The sequence below is a fragment of the Massilia terrae genome, assembly GCF_024753145.1.
In the GTDB taxonomy this organism is placed as follows: domain Bacteria; phylum Pseudomonadota; class Gammaproteobacteria; order Burkholderiales; family Burkholderiaceae_D; genus Telluria; species Telluria terrae.
In genome coordinates, this window is record NZ_JANUGU010000007.1 from 113,190 (window position 1) to 131,479 (window position 18,290).

Consider the following 18,290-nt stretch of genomic DNA (forward strand, 5'->3'; position numbering starts at 1 on the left):
AGCGGCTTCAAAAACAACGCCAGCCACCGCCGATGCCCCACGCCGACACCCCGCTCACCAGCCGCGAAATCAACGCGGTCTACTTCGCGCTGATGGCGGTGCTGGGACTCGGGGCGCTCGACCAGAGCATCGTCGCCACCGCGCTGCCGCGCATCGTCGGCGAACTGGGTGGCATGGCCCACCTGTCGTGGGTGGTGACGGCCTACGTGCTGGCCTCCACCGCCACCATGCCCTTGTACGGCAAGCTGGCCCACCAGTACGGGCGGCGGCCGATGATCTTCACCGCGCTCATCACCTTCCTCATCGGCTCGGTGCTGTGCGGCCTGTCGCAGAATATGTTCGAGCTGATCGCCTTCCGCGCGATCCAGGGCCTGGGCTCGGGCGGCTTCATGCCGCTGGCGCAGATCATCATCGGCGACCTGGTGCCGCCCAAGGAACGCGCCAAGCGCCAGGGCATGATCGCGATCGTGTTCGCCGTCACCAGCGTGCTCGGGCCGGTGCTGGGCGGCGTGATGACAGACCTGCTGTCGTGGCACTGGATCTTCTACATCAACCTGCCGGTCGGCGCGCTGGCGCTTTACGCCATCGCGCGCTCGCTGCACAAGCCGGTGCAGACGCACGCGCACAGCATCGACTATCTCGGCGCCCTGCTGCTCACCGGCGCGATCACCGCACTGCTGCTGATCCTGGCGCTGGGCGGCACCGAATGGGCCTGGGATTCGATCGAGATCACGACCTGCGCGGTGCTCGCCGTGGTGCTGGGGGTGGCGCTGGTGTGGCACTTGCGGCATGCGGCCGAACCGGTGCTGCCGCCGGACCTGTTCGGCAACCGCACCTTCAATATCGCCAGCCTGGTGATGGCGCTGACCTTCATGGGACTGATGGGCGCGAGCGTGTTCTTCCCGCTGTTTTTCCAGCTGGTGATGGGCAGCAGCCCTTCGCACTCGGGCATGATGACGGTGGCGATGATGATCGGCCTGATGCTGTCGTCGACCCTCAACGGCCGCGTGCTGGCGCGCTCCGGGCGCTACAAGAATGTGCAGCTGGGCGGGCTGGCGGTCGCGGTGATCGCGTTCGCGGTGCTGGCCTGGGCGATGGGCAGTGGCCAGGGCTACCTCATCATCGAACCGGCCATCTTCATGCTCGGCATGGGCCTCGGGCTGGTGATGCCCAACATGACCATCGTGGTGCAGAACGCGCTGCCGATGGCGCGGCGCGGCGTGGGCACGGCGATGCTGGCCTTCTTCCGTTCCTTCGGCGGCCTGCTCGGCGTGACCGGCTCCGGCGCGATCCTGGCGCAGCAGATCCACGCGCACGGGCTGGAGATGGTGAGCATTGGCGGCCACAGCGCGTCCGCTGCCCCGGCACTGCAGTCGGCCGCGGTGGAAGTCTACCGGCACGCGATCGCCAATATGTTCGGCACCGGCGCGGTGATCGTGCTGGCGGGCCTGGTCGCGCTGCTGTTCCTGCCGGAGGTGGTGGCGCCAACGCAGCCGGCGCCGCAAGCCGCGCCATGCAAGGAGCAGGCATGACGCACCGGATCAGCGACCTGGAATCGCTCGAGCGCCTGTACGGCGTCCCTGCCGCGCCCTCGATCAGGAAGGAAGTCGACTATCTGCACCCGCACTACCGCGCCTTCATCGAAGCGGCGCCATTCGTGGCGCTGGCGACCAGCGGGCCGCAAGGACTGGACGTATCTCCGCGCGGCGACCCGGCCGGCTTCGTACACGTGGAGGACGAGCACACCCTGCTGCTGCCCGACCGGCGCGGCAACAACCGCATCGACAGCCTGCGCAACATCATCGCCGATCCCCGTGCCGCGCTGCTGTTTCTGATTCCCGGCGTGGCCGAAACGCTGCGCGTCAACGGGCGCGCGGAGATACTCGCCGATCCGGCGCTATTGGAGCGATTCGCGATCGGCGGCAAGGCCCCGCGCACGGTGCTGCGGATGCGGGTGGAGACGGTGTTCTTCCAGTGTTCGCGGGCGGTGCTGCGCTCGCGCTTGTGGGATCCGAACGCGCAGGTCGATCGCGCGTCGCTGCCGAGCGCGGGGACCATCCTCGCGGCCTTGTCCGGTGGTGAGGTCGGTGGCCAGCAGTACGATGACGAACTGCCGGCGCGATTGAAAACGACAATGTACTGAGCCCGGCGATCGGCGCTGACCGAACGACGGTAACTTCACAAACGAGGGTAACCCTACATTCCGGCGCCGGAAATGAAAAAAGCCCCCATCGGGAGCTTTTTTCGAATACTGGCGGAGAGGGTGGGATTCGAACCCACGGTACGGTCACCCGTACGCCTGATTTCGAGTCAGGTACATTCGACCACTCTGCCACCTCTCCTGCTTTGGTCGTTTCCTGACGGGGTAACGTCAAGAGCCACGCATTATAGCAGGTCTCTTCCAAATTACCAGCACCATTTTCGTGCGCGCGCATCACCATCTGCGGTAGACCGAGAACGACACGGCGCTGTCGTTCGACCCACCGGCGCGCGAGTAGCTCGCGCCCATCCGACCGCCCCATGCCTTATCCCAGTAAGTGACCCAGGCCAGTCCCGCGCCGCCCGAATGCGTGCGCCCGCCGACCAGCGAGGCGGCGTCGTCGCTGCTGCCGCGATTCGCGCTCAGCTCGACGTAGTTGTCGGCATCGCCGCGATAATAGTAGCGCGACAGCAGGCGCTCGCCGGTGCTGTGCGATCCAGCCGACACGATGGCCTGGTGGCGCAGCGCGATGTAGAAATTGCCGAAGTAGTTGCCCAGGCTCGCGCCGTAGATGTTCACACGCGAGGCCGCGAAAGCCAGCACGTCGTCGCTGACCGACACTTCCCAGCCCTGGCCCAACGACTGATAGAGCTCGGCGCGGCCGGCGTTGTGCGGGAACAGGCGCGCCGCGCCGGAACGCTGGTAGCGCAGGTTGGCGTAGGCGCCCTGCCACAGCACGGTGTACGCATCGAGCGACCACGCGTAGTCTTCCTGGCCGAAGCGGTGCGCGCGCAGGGTTTCGAAGGCGAGCGATCCCGCCTTGGCGTAGTGGCGCAGGCTGATGGTCTGGTCGTTCCAGCGCGGGCCGGCGCCGGCATCGGTCCAGCTGCCGGTCACGCTGCCGGCCCAGGTGTAGCCGCCAGTCGCAAACGCATCGGGACTGCCCGCGCGCGCTTCGGGCGCCGCCATCGCAGGCGGGACAGCCAGCGCACGCTCCAGCGCGGCGCGCGCGTCGGCGTCCTCCGGCCGCAGGGCGATCCAGCGCCGGTAAGCTTCGGCCGCCTTGTCCCGTTGGTCGCTCCACAGATACATGTTGCCGAGCGCGGACCACGCGTCGACATAATCGGGCGCGGCAACGGTGACGGCCTTCAGGTCCGCTTCCGCGTCGGCCCAGCGCCGCAGGCGGCCGTAGACGATCCCGCGCGACAGCAGCACGTCCACATTGCCGGGCGAGCGCGCCAGCAGCGCGTTGTAGGCTTCGAGCGCCATCGCGGGCTGGCCGGCGTTGGCGAGCGCGCGCGCATCGTTGAACTGTTGGTCGAAACCCGCCGCGCTTGCGGGACGGATCTCGGCGGCAGGCGCAGGGATGGCTTGAATGTCAACGAACATGTAAGCGAAACAAGGAAAGTGATTGGCATGGTTCGGCCGGCCGGCCACTTTGCCGAACTCGGCAGGGACAGTCAAGCGAGAGCTGCCGCGCCGTCCATGCAAAAAAAATGCCGATGCTTGGGGAAGCACCGGCAAAGACCACTCTGTAAAGAGAGAAACTGCAGGGATCAGTTCACATAAGAGAACAGCTACATACTACGACATGAACACTTAAAGGATCATTACGGTCTGGTAAGGATCAATGCCCTGAGCGAAGTTCGCGCGGCCCCGGCGCTTCTTCAACGGCAGGCTTTGCCTCGCGTCCAAAATAAGGAAACGCCAGCGGCAACAACAGCAGCGTGAACACGGTGGCCGATACAATGCCGCCCACGATCACGACCGCGAACGGGCGCTGCGTCTCCGAACCGATCCCGTGCGACAGCGCCGCCGGCAGCAGGCCCAGGCCCGCCATCAGCGCCGTCATCAGGATCGCGCGCAAGCGTCCGACCGCGCCGTCCACCGCGCCGCGCGCCACCGAGTTGCGCTCGGCGCTCGCCTCCACCATCTGCTCGACCATGATCACGCCATTCTGCACAGCGATGCCGGCCACCGCGATGAAACCGACCGCCGCCGAGATCGAGAGGTGCAGCCCGGCGAGCGCCAGTCCGGCCACGCCGCCGATCAGCGTGAACGGCACGATGGCTAGCACCAGCAGCGCCTTGCGCAGCGAGCGGAATGCGCCGAACAGCAGGCTGAAAACGAGGAAGGCCGTGACCGGCACGATCACCCGCAGCCGCTTGACCGCGCGCTGCTGGTTCTCGAACTGGCCGCCCCAGGTGATCCGGTAACCCGGCGGCAGCTGCACCTGCGCGGCCACCTTGCGCTGGGCCTCGGCCACGAAGCTGCCCTGGTCGCGCCCGACCAGGTTGGCCTTGACCGAGGCGTTGCGCATGCCGCCCTCGCGGCTGATGCGCGACGCGCCCTGCTTCACCTCGATCCGCGCGATGTCCGACAGCGGCACCGTGCCCGCGTTCCCCGGGAGGCTGACCTGCAGCGCGCCGATGCCCGCCAGTGAATCGCGGTCCTTCTCGCCAAGCCGGATGGTGACGTCGAAGCGGCGGTCGCCTTCGTAGAACTGGTTGGCCGCGATGCCGCCCAGCGCGGCCTGGATCGCCGCATTCACGTCGCCGACGTTCACGCCGAGGCGCGCGATGCGTTCGCGGTCGACGCGGATATCGAGCTCGCTCTGGCCTCCGATATGCACCGCCTCGACGTCGGCGGCGCCGGGAATCGAGGCCAGCACCACCGCCACCTGTTCGCTCTTCTGTTCCAGCACGCCGAGGTCGTGGCCGAACAGCTTGACCGCGATCTCGCCCTTCACGCCGGACAGCGCCTCCTCGACGTTGTCCTCGATCACTTGCGAGAAGTTGGTCGGGATGCCGGGGATGGCGTGGATGCGCGCCGAGATGTCCTCGACCAGCGCGTCCTTGCTGGCGAAGCGCCACTTGCTGTGCGGCGCAAGGTCGGCCAGGATCTCCATATTGTTCGGGCCTTTCGGATCGGTGCCGTCGTCCGGACGGCCCACGCCCGACACCACATTGCCGACTTCCGGATAGCTCTTCAGGATCGCGCGCACCTGGTGCTCTATCTGGCGTGTCTTCTCCAGCGCGCTGGACGCGGGCAGCTCGATCGTCAGCCACAGGTTGCCCTCGTCGAGCTTGGGCAGGAACTCGCTGCCCAGCATCGGCGCGCAGGCCAGCGTCAGCGCCAGCAGGCCGGCCGAAGCGCCAAACACCAGCACCGGCCGCTTCTGGGCGCGCAGCAGCAGGCGGCGATAGGCGGCCTGCACGCGCGGCAGCCAGGTGTTGGAACGCTCGCGCAGCGGGCTGCGCTGGTTGGTCCAGGCCAGCAGCACCGGCACCAGCGTCATGGTCAGCAGGATCGCGCCCACCATCGCGAAAGTGAGCGTGAACGCGACCGGCGCGAAAATCTTGCCCTCCACGCGCTGGAAGGTGTAGATCGGGATGAAGGCGACCACGATGATCGCCTTCGCGAACAGGATCGGCTTGCCCAGCCCGACCAGGGTCTGGCGCACCGCGTGGTTGCCGCGCCTGGCGGAATCGGCCTTGCCGACCGACTGCAGGTGCAGCCGCACCAGCAGCGCCTCGACCAGCACCACGGCGCTGTCGATGATGATGCCGAAGTCCACCGCGCCGAGCGAAATCAGGTTGGCCGGAATCCCGCGCAGGTCGAGGGCGATGAAGGCGAACAGCAGCGACAGCGGAATCACCGCGGCCACGATCAGCGCCGCGCGCCAGTTGCCGAGGAAGATGACGAGGATCGCGATCACCAGCACTGCGCCGACCAGCAGGTTCTCGGCCACCGTGCGCACGGTGTGGCCGATCAGTTCACTGCGGTCGTAGATCGGTTTGATCTTCACGCCCGGCGGCAGCGAGGCGTTGATCTTGTCGACCGCCTGCTTGACGTCGGCCACCACCTGGCCGGCGTTGGCGCCCTTGGCCATCTGGACGATGCCCTCGACCACGCTGTCGCGCCCGTTGAACGCGACCACGCCCGAACGCGGGCTGTGGCCCAGCGTGACCTGCGCAACGTCCGACACCAGCACGGTGCGGCCGTTGTTGGCGCTGACGATCACGCGGCCGATGTCTTCGATGTGCTCGAAGATGCCGATGCCACGCACCACCAGCGCCTCGTCGCCACGGCGCACCAGGCCGCCGCCGGCGTTGGCGCTGTTGCTGGCCAGCGCCTGCTGTACCTGGCCCAGCGTCACGCCATAGCGATTGAGCGCGAGTGGATCGACCTGCACCTGGTATTCCTTGACGGTGCCGCCGAAGCTGACCACGTCGGCCACGCCCGGCACGATGCGCAGGCCCGGACGGATCACCCAGTCCTGCAGCGCGCGCACTTCGCTCTCGTCCATGCCGGCCGGCGTGTCCAGCACGTAGCGGTAAACTTCGCCGACCGCGGTCGACAGCGGCGCCAGCGAAGGCTGCACGCCGGGCGGCAGGGTCACGTTCTGCAGCTGCTCCAGCACGCGCTGGCGGGCGAAATAGTCGTCGGTGCCGTCGGCGAAGGTCAGGGTTACCACCGACAGGCCGCCGATGCTCACCGAGCGCATCTGGGTCTGGCGCGGCACGCCGGACAGTTCGCGCTCGATCGGCAGCGTGGCGATGCGCTCCACCTCTTCCGGCGCCTGGCCGGGCAGCTGGGTGATCACCTGCACCTGCACATCCTGCACGTCGGGGAAGGCCTCGATCGGCAGCTGCTGCAGCGAGTGCCAGCCGGCGGCGGCGAGGCAGCCGGCCAGGAACAGCACGAACACGCGCTGGGCGAGGACGAAGTCGGCCAGTTTACCGAGCATGGCTTGCCGCCTCCGCGTTGAGCAGCAGCGCGCCCTCGACCACCACCTGCTCGCCGCCGGCCAGGCCATCGGTCACGTAGCTGCGCTCGGCGCCGCCGACCTTCACGTTCACACGGCGCTTCTGGAAGATGCCGGGACCGGTCTCGATGAACACGTAGCTATAGGCGCCTTCGGTGAACAGCGCGGTGTTCGGCAGCTGGTAAGCCTTGGCGCCGGCGTCGCCGCTGACGAAGGCCACGCGCGCGAACATGTCGGGCTTCAGGCGCCCATCCGGATTGTCCAGCGCGCAGCGCACCTGCACGCGGCGGGTGGCAGGATCGACCGCGACGGCGATGCGGTCGATCCGGGCCTTGAACTGCTGGCCGGGCCAGGCGTCGGTCTCCAGCAGCACGTCCTGGCCGCGGCGCAGCGCCACCGCCAGCTTTTCCGGCACGTCGGCAATCGCCCACACATGGCGCAGGTCGCTCACCACCAGCAGCGGCGCCGGCTGGTCGGGACGCACTTCCTGGCCCGGGTTGACCTGCTTGTCGGCGACGATGCCGGCCAGCGGCGCGCGCAGCGCGTAGCGGCCATCGCCCGCCCCTTCCGCGTTCAGGTTGTGCACGTGCTGGCGCGCGCGCCGGGTCTCGGCGTCGGCCTGGCGGAAGTCGGCGTCGGCATTCTCCAGGTCGCGCCGGGCCAGCACGTCGGCGCCGTACAGCTGGCGCGCGCGCTCCAGTGCGAGGCGCTTGCGCTCCTCGTCGGCCAGCGCCTTGCGCATGTCGGCCTGTGCACCGGCGAGGTCGGGCGAATCGAGTTCCGCCAGCACCTGGCCCGCTTGCACGGTGTCGCCCACTTCGACGCGCGCCGCCACTACCCGGCCCAGCACCGGCGATGAGATCCGGCTGGTGCGCGTTTCGTCGTAGGCGATGCGGGCCGCAACCGGATCGGCCAGCGGCACCGGCTGCGCCGTCACCGGCGCGATCTTGAGGAAGGCACGCTGGGTGTCGCTCAGGCTGACGTTATCCTCGTCGCCGCGCGCCTTGTGCACGGCGGGCGCAACAGCCGCCGGCGCCGCGGATGGCTTGAGCCAGTAACCTGCGGCCGCGGCGGCAAAGAGCGCCAGCGCGCCCGCCCCGATACGGAATCGATTGCTCATTCTTTACTTTCTTCGGTGGTGGCGGCGTCGTAGGCCGCGACGGATTTGGCGAAATCGGCGCGCGCGGCCAGCGCATCGAGCTGGGCCGAGCGGTAGGCGCGGCGCACGTCCAGCACGTCCATCACGCTTGACGCGCCATGGGTGAACGCGAACTCGCCTGCGTCGGAAGCCTTGCGCGCAGCCGGCAGGATGTCGCGCTCGAAGCGCTCGCTGCGCGCGGAAGTAGCGCGCACGTCGGCGGCGGCCTTGTCGGCGTCGGCCCGGGCCTGCTGACGCGCGCGCAGCAGCGACTCGCCGGCCGCGTCCACCGCCGCTTCCGCCGCGCGGATCTCGCCCTCGTTGTGGTAACGGACGAACAGCGGCACCTGCACCGAGATACCGACGCTGTTGCCGCTGCCCAGCTGGTTGGTGGCGCTGGTCGGATAGTGCTCGAACTGGACGCCGACGGACACGTCGCGCGTGCGCCCTGCCTGCGCCAGCCGGCGCGCGGCGATGGCCGCGTCGGCGCGCGCCCGCGCGGCCAGCACGTCGGCGCGGCCATCGACCGCGCCGACGGCCGTGGCAGGCGCTGTCGACGGCCAGCCATCGGTGGCCACCGGGATCCCGCCGCCGTCCTCACCAAGCAGCAGCTCCAGCGCGCGCCGGGCCTGGGCCAGGTCGGCCACTGCGCCCTCGGCGTCGTTGCGGGCGCGCAGGGTGTCGATGCGCAGGCGCGCCACGTCGGCGGCGGCAAGGTCGCCCGCGCGCTGACGCTTTTCGGCGGCGTCGAGGGTATGGTCGGACAGCTTGGCCAGCTCATCCAGGATGACCACGCGTTCCTGCGCCGCCAACAGATCGAAGTAGGCCAGGCTGACGTCGCGCCGCAACTGGCGGCGGGTGTCGGCCGCATCCGAACGCGCAGCCCGCGCCAGCCGTTCGGCGGCGACGCCGCGCAGTTCGCGCTTGCCGCCGCGCTCGATCAGCTGGTCGATGCGGAAGGTGCTGTCCACCGTCTTGCTGCGCAGGCTGCCGGGACCGACGCCGGCGGCCGGGTTGATGTTCGCGGTCTGCACCGTCAGGCTGGGATTGGGCGCGGCCTGGGCCTGCACCTGCGCGGCGTCGGCGCTGGCGACGGCGATATCGGCCAGCCGCGCATCGTGGTTATGCGCCAGCGCGCGCTGCACGGCCTGCGCCAGCGACAGCGGGGTGTCGGCATGGGCCAGCGGCGCGCACGCGGCAAGCGGCAGCAGCGCGACCTGCATCGCGCGAAGCATACGTGACATCTTCAACTCCGGATTTTTTATGGGCCGGCCGCGGCCAGCATGCGCGCGACGCGGGCCGGGCGAGACTGGTCGCAGGCCTCCGGCCACAATTCGACCTCGTCGCCGGCGCGCATGGCCACGCCGGGCGGCGCTTCCGCCACCTCGATGTAGGGGCGGCGGCCGTGCCAGTAGCGGACCCTGACGAAATGGTGGGCATCCAGTTCGCCCGCCGGCAGCGCCTGCAGGCAGGACGGCAGCAGCGCGCGCACCTGGCCCGGATCGACGTCGTCGATGACGCGCCCGCGCCGCGCGCCGTGCGCCCAGTCGGCCGGCGCGCCGCGCGGCGGCTGGGCGCAGGCGGCGAGGCTCAAGGCCAGGAAGGCACAGGCGAATTGGCTGACGCGCATAGGGTTTCTCGTGACTCGAAAGGCGCCCGCGCAACACGGCGGCGTTCTTTGCGGTCGAGATGATACGGCGCGCGCAGGCCGCCTGAATTACAAGTGCGTAATGATTACGGGATCGTAATCTCGGCGTCCTGCCGCGCGGGCAGCGAGGGAAGTTCCAACCGCACTTCGAGGCCGGGAGAGACATTGGCGACCACCAGCCGGCCGCCGTGCTGGCGCGCGATGGCGGTGACGATCGACAGGCCCAGGCCATTGCCCGGCAGGTGGCGGCTGCGGTCGACCCGGTAGAAGCGTTCGCACACGCGCGCCAGGTCGGCGGCCGGCACGCCGGGGCCGTCGTCGCGCACCACCAGCGCCACCTGGCCGGCCTCGGCGCGCACGCTGACCTCGATCTTCACGCCCGGCCCGCCGTACTTGAGCGCGTTGTCGATCAGGCCGGCCAGCGCGCTGGCCACCAGCTGGCGGTCGCCGCGCACGAAGCGCGGGGCGGCTTGCACCATCGCCAGCGTCGCGCCCTGCATCTCGGCGGCCGGCTCGTAGAGTTCGACGATGTCGGCGGCGATCGCCTGCAGGTCGAGCTTCTCGAACGAGGCGCCGCGCACGCCCGATTCGGCGGCGGCGATCTGCAGCAGCTTGTCGAACACCGAAATCACGTTGTCGATGTCGTCGATTGCGGCGCGCGCGCCGGCCTCCAGCGCGTCCGTGCCAGCGGCCGGCTGCAGCGCCGCTTCGAGCCGGGCGCGGACCCGGCCCAGCGGCGTGCGCAGGTCATGCGCGATCGAATTCGATACGTGGCGCACGCCTTCCATCAGCTCCTCGATGCGGTCGAGCATGCGGTTGATGTCGGCGTTCAGGCGCGCGAATTCGTCGTCGCCGTGGACCGCGATGCGGCGCGACAGGTCGCCCGCCGCGATCTGGGCGGCGGTGCGGCGAATGCGCCCGATGCGGCCCTCCAGCAGCCGCCGGAACAGCAGCGCCCCGCCCAGCGCCAGCAGCAGTGACAGCAGTGCTCCGGCGGCCAGCGCGCGCTGGATCACGCCGCGCACCGCATCCAGCTCGCGCAGGTCGCGCCCGACCACCAGCCGCGCGCCGCCATCCAGCGCCAGCGTGAGCAGGCGCGCCGAAAACTGCTTGCCGTCGCGCGACAGGGTGCGGTTCGCCATCTTGTCGGCCGGCGCCGGCGGCCCGCTCCAGCCGGACAGGTTGCCGGCCAGCGCCCGTCCCTGCGGCGACAGCAGCAGCAAGACCTCGGTATCGGTGTCGATGCGGTCGGACAGCTGCACCTCCATCTCGCGCTGCAGCGCGGCCTGTCCGCCGTCGCGGTAGTGCTGCAGCAGCCGTTCGGCGACGGAGGTGATCTTGGCGTCGATCGAACGTTCGAACACGCCCACGGTCCCGAAATACAGCACGGCCGCGATGGCCGCGACCGACAGCGCCACCAGCAGGCCGTAACCCAGCGCCAGGCGCGCCGCGATCGAACCGCGCAGGCTAAAGCTGGGCGCTGTCATCGGCCGATGGCGCCTTCAGCGTGTAGCCGGTGCCACGCACGGTGTGGATCAGCGGCAGGTCGAAACCCTTGTCGACCTTGCCGCGCAGGCGGCTGACCTGCACGTCGATGACGTTGGTCTGCGGGTCGAAATGGTAGTCCCAGACGTCTTCCAGCAGCATGGTGCGGGTCACGGTCTGGCCTTCATGGCGCATCAGGTATTCGAGGAGGCGGAATTCGCGCGGCTGCAGCGGGATGGTCTGGCCGCCGCGCGAGGCCCGCATGGCGCGCAGGTCGAGCTGCAGGTCGGCCACCTGCAGCTGGCTCACCGCGCGCGTGCTGGCGGCGCGCCGCACCAGGTTCTCGACGCGCGCCAGCAGCTCGGCCAGCGAGAACGGCTTGGCCAGGTAGTCATCGCCGCCGGCGTGCAGGCCGCGCACGCGCTCGTCGACGCTGTTCATGGCGCTCAGCACCAGCACCGGCGTGAAGTCGCCGCGCTCGCGCATCCCTTCCAGCAGGGTCAGGCCGTCCACCACGCCGGGCAGCATGCGGTCGAGGATCACCACGTCCCAGTGCCCGTCGAGCAGCATGCGCCCGGCTTCGCCGCCGTCGGCGCAGCCGCTGACCGAATAGCCGTGGCGTTGCAGCCCGGTGGACAGGTAGCGGCGCGTCTCGGCGTCGTCTTCGATGAGTAGACAGTGCAACATGGCTTGGACAGAAGGCGATATCGATCCCGACTATAACATGGGGCCGCGCGAGGGAAAGGCGGCGGCCTCTGTTCCGTAAAGATTACGAAACGGTAATCTTTACGGAACATTGCCTCCTCTATACTTTGCCGCTTCTGTAGCCGGCCCCGCATCACGCCGGGATTCACTATGTACCTGACCGAGTCGCTGAGCAGCAGCCCCTACCGCCCCACCCTGAAGGACCGCGCGAAGCTGATCCTGGGCGCGGCGATCTACCCGGGCCACACCAAACGCTGGAAGGGCTATGTCGAGCAGCATCCGGTGCTGCGCGACCTGGCGCCTACCCTGCCGAAGATCGTCCACAAGATCTATCGTCCCTACCTGTCGAACCACCTCGGTTGCGGCGGCCGCGTGGCGGTGCTGATGAACCACTACACGGCGATCGGCGAGGCCGGCCTGATGCAGCTGGTGCGGCGCGCCGCGCTGGTGCCGGTGACGCTGGCCGAATTCGAAGGCAAGGCCGGCATGCCGGTCAGCCTGAAGCTGTCGGCGATCAGCGAAGCCCATCGCGAGGGCGAACTGGCGCTGCACCTGTGCTGCCAGGGCCAGACCATCTACACGCTCAGCTTCACCTTCATGCTGCAGGACGGCGCGCGCCACCTCGCGCTCGGCGGCCTGCAGGGCCTGCGCGCCGCGAATGGCGTGATCAAGCAGCTGACGCGCGAGCTGCACGGCTTCCGCCCGAAGAACTTCATGGTGGCGATCCTGCGCCGGCTGGGCGCCTGCCTCGGCTGCGACAAGGTGATCCTGGTCAGCAACCGCAACCGCATCGTGGTCAACTGGCGCCGCGTCGACCGCATCTCGTCCGACTACGACGCCACCTGGATCGAAATGAAGGCCGCGCGGCGCAGCGACGGCAACTTCGAGCTGCCCTGCCAGGCGGCCCCGCGCGACCTCGAATCGGTGCCCTCGCACAAGCGCTCGGAGATGCGCAAGCGCCACGCCCTCCAATCCGCCGTCGAGATCCAGGTCGAGACCGTGCTGGCGCGCTTTCGCACCACCTTCGGCCGCTGACCGCGTCAGCGCAAAGGCAGGCGCAGGTGGACCACGCCTTCCGCGTGCTCGTGCGTCAGGTGAAAGCCCAGGCTGCGCGCGAGCGCCAGCATCGCCGTGTTTTCGCTTAGCGCCTCGCCGACGATCTCCGCGATGCCGCGCTGGCGGCAGTAGTCGATCAGTATCCCCATCAGCAGCCGGCCCAGCCCCTGCCCCTTCAGGTCCGAGCGCACCGTCAGCGCGAACTCCGCACTCACCATGTCGGGATCGGCGCCCATGCGCGCCACCGCCATCGTCTCGGCGCCGCCGGGCCGGGTGGCGATGAAGGCCATCTCGCGGTCGTAATCGATCTGGGTCAGGCGCGCCAGCTGCGAGGGCCGCAGCTGGCGCAGGCCGCCGAACACCCGCATGTGCACGTCCTCTTTCGACATGGCGTCGAAAAAGGCCAGGTGGGCCGCGCCGTCTTCCGGCCGGATCGGGCGCACCAGCAGGTCCTGGCCGCGCCAGCGCAGGCTGCGCTCCCACTCCTCCGGATAGGGCAGGATGGCCAGCCGGTCGAAGGCGCCGGCGGACGGATCGACTGCGGCGATGCCGATCCGGGCATCCAGCGCGATGCATCCGGCCGGGCCGGCCAGCAGCGGATTGATGTCGAGTTCCGCGATTTCGGGCACGGCGGCCACCAGCTCGGCCACCTGGACCAGCACCGTACAGATCGCGTCCAGGTCGGCCGGCGGATGGTCGCGGTAGCCGGCCAGCACGCGCGACACGCGGGTGCGCCGCACCAGGTCGCGCGCCAGCACCATGTTCAGCGGCGGCAGCGCCAGCGCCTTGTCCGGGTTCACCTCGACCGCGGTGCCGCCCTGGCCGAACAGGATCACCGGGCCGAACACGGGGTCGGACGCCACCCCGACGATCAGTTCGACCGCACCAGGCTGGCGCACCATGGCCTGCACCGAAAAGCCCTGCAGCCGGGCGTCCGGCCGCAACTGCGCCACCCGCGCCAGCATCGCGTCGGCGGAACTGCGTACCGCTTCCGCGCTTTCCAGTCCCAGCGCCACGCCGCCCACGTCGGACTTGTGGCTCAGTTCGGGCGAGAGGATCTTCAGCACCACCGGGTAGCCGATCGCGGAAGCTGCACGCACGGCGTCGTCGACATTCGCGGCGACGCGGGTGGCAGCGACCGGGATGCCGCAGGCCGCCAGCACTTCCTTCGCCTCCGGCTCGGACAGCATCGTGCGGCCCTGCCCGATCACCTCGCGCACCCGGGCGCGGATGGCGGCCCAGTCGGGCCGGCCGTCGTGCCGTCCGGCCGGCGGCGCCTGCATCAACAGCTCCTGGTTGCGGCGGTAGCGCACCAGCTGCAGGAAGGCGTCGACCGCCGCCTCCGGGGTGTCGAAGGTGGGGACGCAGGCGACGTCGCACATGTGGCGCGCCACGGCCAGCGTATCGCCGCCCAGCCAGCAGGTCAGCAGCTTGCGCTCGTGCTTGGCCGCCAGCTCGACGATGGTGCGCGCGATATCGGTGCTCGCCACCACGGCAACCGGCGCATGAATGACCAGCACCGCGTCGATGCCCTGGTCCTGGAGCAGGATCTCGAGCGCCTGCCGGTAACGCTCGGCCGAGGCATCGCCAATGATGTCGACCGGATTGCCGCGCGACCAACCGGCCGGCAGCAGGCGGTCGAGGGCGCCCAGCGTGTCCGGGGCCAGGGTCGCGAGCGCGCCGTGGGCGCATACCAGCGCGTCGGTCGCCATGACCCCGGGGCCGCCGCCGTTGGTCAGGATCGCCAGCCGCTCGCCGCTCAAGGGATGGGACCGCGCCAGCGTTTCGACGGCGGCGAACATGGCCTGGGTCGACAGCACGCGCAGCATGCCGGCGCGCCGGATCGCGGCGGCATAGACCTCGTCGGCGCCGGCCAGCGCGCCGGTATGCGAGGCGGCCGCGCGCGCGCCCTCCGGCACCCGGCCGGACTTGATCACCAGCGTCGGCTTGCTGCGCGCGGCGGCGCGCGCGGCCGACATGAATTTGCGCGCATGGCGCACGTCTTCCATGTACAGCAGGATGGCGCGGGTGTGCGGATCGCGTGCCAGGTAGTCGAGCGCATCGCCGAAATCCACGTCGGCGCTGTCGCCCAGCGAGATGAACTTCGAAAACCCGATGCCGCGCGACTTGGCCCAATCCAGCACCGCCGTGACCAGCGCGCCCGACTGCGACACGAAAGCGAGCTGGCCGGGCAAGGCGTCGGTATGGGCAAAGCTCGCGTTCAGGCCGATGCCGGGGACCAGCAGCCCGACGCAATTCGGCCCGAGTATCCGCAGCAAAAACGGTTTGGCGGCATCGAGCATGGCCTGCTGCAGGGTGCCGGCGCCGCCGGGCGCCGCGGCGCGCAGGCCGGCCGACAGCACCACCGCCGCGCGGGTGCCGCGTTCACCCAGCTCGCGAATGATCCCCGGCACGGTCGCCGCCGGCGTGCAGATCACCGCCAGTTCGGGCGCCTGCGGCAGCGCCGCGACGCTGGCATAGGCGGCGCGCCCGGCCAGCGACGTGTACTTGGGATTGACGGGGTAGACCGGGCCACGGAAGGGACTGGCGAGGACATTGCGCAGGACGGTGGCGCCGACGCTGCCGGGGCGCTCGGAGGCGCCGATGATCGCCAGCGAATGCGGATGGAACAGATGCTCAAGGTTGCGTATGCTCACCCACACCTCCCGGTCTAAGGATGTACGACAGAAGCGGCTGCTCGCGCCTGATGTGCATCATAGCCGCTTCGCGCGGACGGCGGCGCGGCTGATGCCGGCGAAGCACAGCATGTTCACGGCCGCCAGCGCCACCGCCAGCAGCAGCAAGGGTGCGCCCGGGGCCGCGAAGCCGAACAACTGGCGGACCACCGGAATGCCCAGCACCGCCGCCAGCGCGGCCACGGTGGCGCCGGCGATCCAGCCGAAATACGGGTTCGGCGCGGCGGACAGGAGGCGCCCGTCCCAGCTGCGGTTGGCGGCGATCAGCGCCAGGTTCGACAGCACCAGCACCACGAAGCACAGCGCCCGGGCCGCGTCGTCCGCCGTCCCGCCCCGGCGGGCCAGCGCAAACAAGGCCGCCAGGGTCGCCAGCAGCACCGCGCCCTGCGCCAGCCCGCGCAGCAGGACCTCGCCGTCGAACAGGCGCGCGGCCGGATCGCGCGGCCTGGCGCGCATCACGCTGCCCTCGACCGGTTCGGCCTCGAACACAAGCGCGCAGGCCGGGTCGATAATCAGCTGCAGGAACAGGATGTGCACCGGCATCAGCAGCAGCGGCCAGCCGAACACCAGCGGCAGCACCGACAGCCCGACGATCGGCGTGTGCACGGCGACGATGAAGACGATCGCCTTGCGCAGGTTGGCGAACACGCGCCGCCCGTAGCGCACCGCGGTCAGCAGCGAGGCGAAATCGTCGTCCACCAGCACCAACGCCGCCGCCTCGCGCGCCACGTCGGTGCCGCGCGCGCCCATCGCCACGCCGATGTCGGCCGCGCGCAGGGCCGGCGCGTCGTTGACGCCGTCGCCGGTCATCGCCACCACCTCGCCGCCGGCGCGGAACGCCTGCACCAGGCGCAGCTTCTGCTCGGGCCGCACGCGGCAGAACACGGCCGTTCCCGGCAGGCGCCGGCGCAACTGGCCGTCATCCATCGCGTCCAGCTGCGCCCCGGTGATCGGCTCGCGGTCAGTGGCCAGCCCCGCCTGCGCCGCGATCGCCTGCGCGGTGGCCGGGTGGTCGCCGGTGATCATCACCACCCGGATCCCGGCCGCCTGGCATTCGGCGATCGCCGCCGGCACCTCGGGCCGGACCGGATCCTGCAGGCCGACCAGGCCGAGGAAGCTGAAATCGAAGTCGTGCTGGTTGCCCGGCAGCGGCGCGCCGCGGAACCGCGCCCGCGCCACGCCCAGCACCCGCAGGCCGAGCCCGGCCATCAGGGCGACCTGGGCGCCGATCGCCTCCACCGCTGCCGGCGGCAGGTGGCACAGGTCCATGACCGCCTCCGGCGCGCCTTTCGCCGCAATCACGAAGTCATTGCCGTCCGGCGACTGCCACACCCGCGACATCGCCAGCATCTGCGGCGACAGCGGGTAATCGTCGACCAGGCGCCAGTCGGCATGCAGGTGTTCGGTATTGGCCAGCAAGGCCGCGCCCGCGGTGCCGATCGCCGTTTCCATCGGGTCGAAGGCGCGCCGGTGGCTGGCCAGCACCGCGTATTCGAGCAAGGCATGCAGCTCCTCCTGCAGCGGCGCCCCATCGGCCTGCCACAGCGCGCCATCCGACCACAGGCGTCGCACCGCCATGCGGTTGGCAGTCAGTGTGCCGGTCTTGTCGACGCACAGCACGGTTGTCGCGCCGAGCCGTTCGACGGCGGCGATGCTACGCGCCAGCACCTGTTCGCGCGCCAGGCGCCACGCTCCCAGGCCCAGGAACAGGGTCAGCACCACCGGGAACTCTTCGGGCAGGATCGCCATCGCCAGCGTCAGGCCGGCCAGCAGCCCGGCCAGCCAGTCGCCGCGCTGGACCGAATAAACGGCCGCCACGACCGCGGCCAGCAACAGGCCGAGCGCCGCCACCTGCTTGACCACCCGCTGGGTCTGCTGCTGGATCGGCGTCGGCGCCGCCGCCACGCCGGCCAACGCACCGCCGATCCGGCCCAGCGCGCTGCGCGGCCCGGTCGCCGTGACCCGCGCGCGGCCGGATCCGCGCGTCACCAGGGTGCCGGAATACAGCAGCGCGGCCTCGCCGTCCGCGCCGCCGGCGTCTTTGTCGACCGGCACCGATTCGCCGGTCAGCATCGATTCATCCACCGCCAGGCTGGACGCCTCCAGCAGCGCCATGTCGGCCGGCACCCGGTCGCCCTCGCCCACCAGCACGATGTCGCCGCGGACCAGCTCGCGCGCCGGAATGCGGCACTGTCCGCCCTCGCGCAGCACCAGCGCACGCGGACTGGACAGCTCGCGCAGGGCCGTCAGCGAACGCTCGGTGCGGCGCCGCTGGAAAAAGGTAATGGCGGCGACCACCGCCACGAAGCCCAGCAGCATCAGCGCCTCGCCGCGGTCGCCCAGCACCAGGTAGAGCGCGCCGCAAGCCAGGAGCAGCAGGACCATCGGCTCGGCCGCGATCTCACGCGCGAGCGCCAGGCGCTCATACCGGCCAGGCGCCACCAGCTCGTTGGGGCCATCCTCGGCCAGGCGCTGGCGCGCAAGAGCGGCGCTCAATCCCTCAGGCAAGGTGCTATGCTGGCTCAAGTATTCCTCCCATCGACCGGGTCCGGGCCGGCCGATGCCAGCGCTACCATCATTGCGCGAAAGGAGCC

General features: G+C 70.0%; 12 protein-coding genes and 1 tRNA gene. 3 read left to right on the top strand and 10 right to left on the bottom strand.

The genetic code is table 11. From position 1 onward, the window contains the following. The first annotated feature begins 32 nt into the window (after positions 1–32). Together NX778_RS18690 and NX778_RS18695 are read left to right on the top strand one after the other, a co-directional pair. Positions 33–1,532, top strand: coding sequence for an MDR family MFS transporter (locus tag NX778_RS18690; RefSeq protein WP_258813295.1), 1,500 nt, complete (start codon positions 33–35; stop codon positions 1,530–1,532). Beyond that, entirely contained in the window at positions 1,529–2,143 is a 615-nt protein-coding gene (locus NX778_RS18695) for a pyridoxamine 5'-phosphate oxidase family protein (RefSeq protein ID WP_258813296.1), read from the top strand. The genes NX778_RS18690 and NX778_RS18695 overlap by 4 nt, the downstream gene beginning before the upstream one ends. A gap of 109 nt (positions 2,144–2,252) precedes the next feature. Here NX778_RS18695 and NX778_RS18700 read toward each other — a convergent pair. The 8 genes from NX778_RS18700 to NX778_RS18735 form a co-directional block, all read right to left on the bottom strand. After that, positions 2,253–2,342, bottom strand: a tRNA-Ser gene (locus NX778_RS18700). A 92-nt stretch (positions 2,343–2,434) separates the two neighbouring features. After that, positions 2,435–3,589 carry a YaiO family outer membrane beta-barrel protein gene (locus tag NX778_RS18705; protein WP_258813297.1) on the bottom strand — a complete coding sequence of 385 codons (1,155 nt, stop codon included), beginning with the start codon at positions 3,587–3,589 and terminating at the stop codon, positions 2,435–2,437. A gap of 238 nt (positions 3,590–3,827) precedes the next feature. After that, entirely contained in the window at positions 3,828–6,950 is a 3,123-nt protein-coding gene (locus NX778_RS18710) for an efflux RND transporter permease subunit (RefSeq protein ID WP_258813298.1), read from the bottom strand. Then, complete coding sequence (locus tag NX778_RS18715) at positions 6,940–8,088, bottom strand: efflux RND transporter periplasmic adaptor subunit (protein ID WP_258813299.1); 1,149 nt, start codon at positions 8,086–8,088, stop codon at positions 6,940–6,942. The genes NX778_RS18710 and NX778_RS18715 overlap by 11 nt, the downstream gene beginning before the upstream one ends. Further along, positions 8,085–9,350, bottom strand: coding sequence for a TolC family protein (locus NX778_RS18720; protein WP_258813300.1), 1,266 nt, complete (start codon positions 9,348–9,350; stop codon positions 8,085–8,087). The genes NX778_RS18715 and NX778_RS18720 overlap by 4 nt, the downstream gene beginning before the upstream one ends. 17 nt (positions 9,351–9,367) lie before the next feature. Next, entirely contained in the window at positions 9,368–9,736 is a 369-nt protein-coding gene (locus NX778_RS18725; protein ID WP_258813301.1) for a hypothetical protein, read from the bottom strand. A 104-nt stretch (positions 9,737–9,840) separates the two neighbouring features. After that, a complete protein-coding gene (locus tag NX778_RS18730; protein ID WP_258813302.1) occupies positions 9,841–11,241 on the bottom strand; it encodes a sensor histidine kinase in 1,401 nt (466 codons plus the stop codon). Then, positions 11,222–11,926, bottom strand: coding sequence for a response regulator transcription factor (locus tag NX778_RS18735; protein ID WP_307728114.1), 705 nt, complete (start codon positions 11,924–11,926; stop codon positions 11,222–11,224). Before NX778_RS18735 ends, NX778_RS18730 begins: the two co-directional genes overlap by 20 nt. Before the next feature lie 168 nt (positions 11,927–12,094). Here NX778_RS18735 and NX778_RS18740 point away from each other — a divergent pair, with 168 nt between their 5' ends. After that, complete coding sequence (locus tag NX778_RS18740; RefSeq protein WP_258813303.1) at positions 12,095–12,979, top strand: VirK/YbjX family protein; 885 nt, start codon at positions 12,095–12,097, stop codon at positions 12,977–12,979. Between the two features lie 5 nt (positions 12,980–12,984). On the opposite strand, the gene NX778_RS18745 is transcribed toward NX778_RS18740, so the two are convergent. Further along, positions 12,985–15,657 (bottom strand): bifunctional acetate--CoA ligase family protein/GNAT family N-acetyltransferase, encoded by a 2,673-nt coding sequence (locus NX778_RS18745; protein WP_258813304.1) that lies wholly within the window; start codon positions 15,655–15,657, stop codon positions 12,985–12,987. Positions 15,658–15,714: 57 nt separating this feature from the next. Continuing rightward, positions 15,715–18,222, bottom strand: coding sequence for a cation-translocating P-type ATPase (locus tag NX778_RS18750; RefSeq protein ID WP_258813305.1), 2,508 nt, complete (start codon positions 18,220–18,222; stop codon positions 15,715–15,717). Positions 18,223–18,290 lie beyond the last annotated feature (68 nt).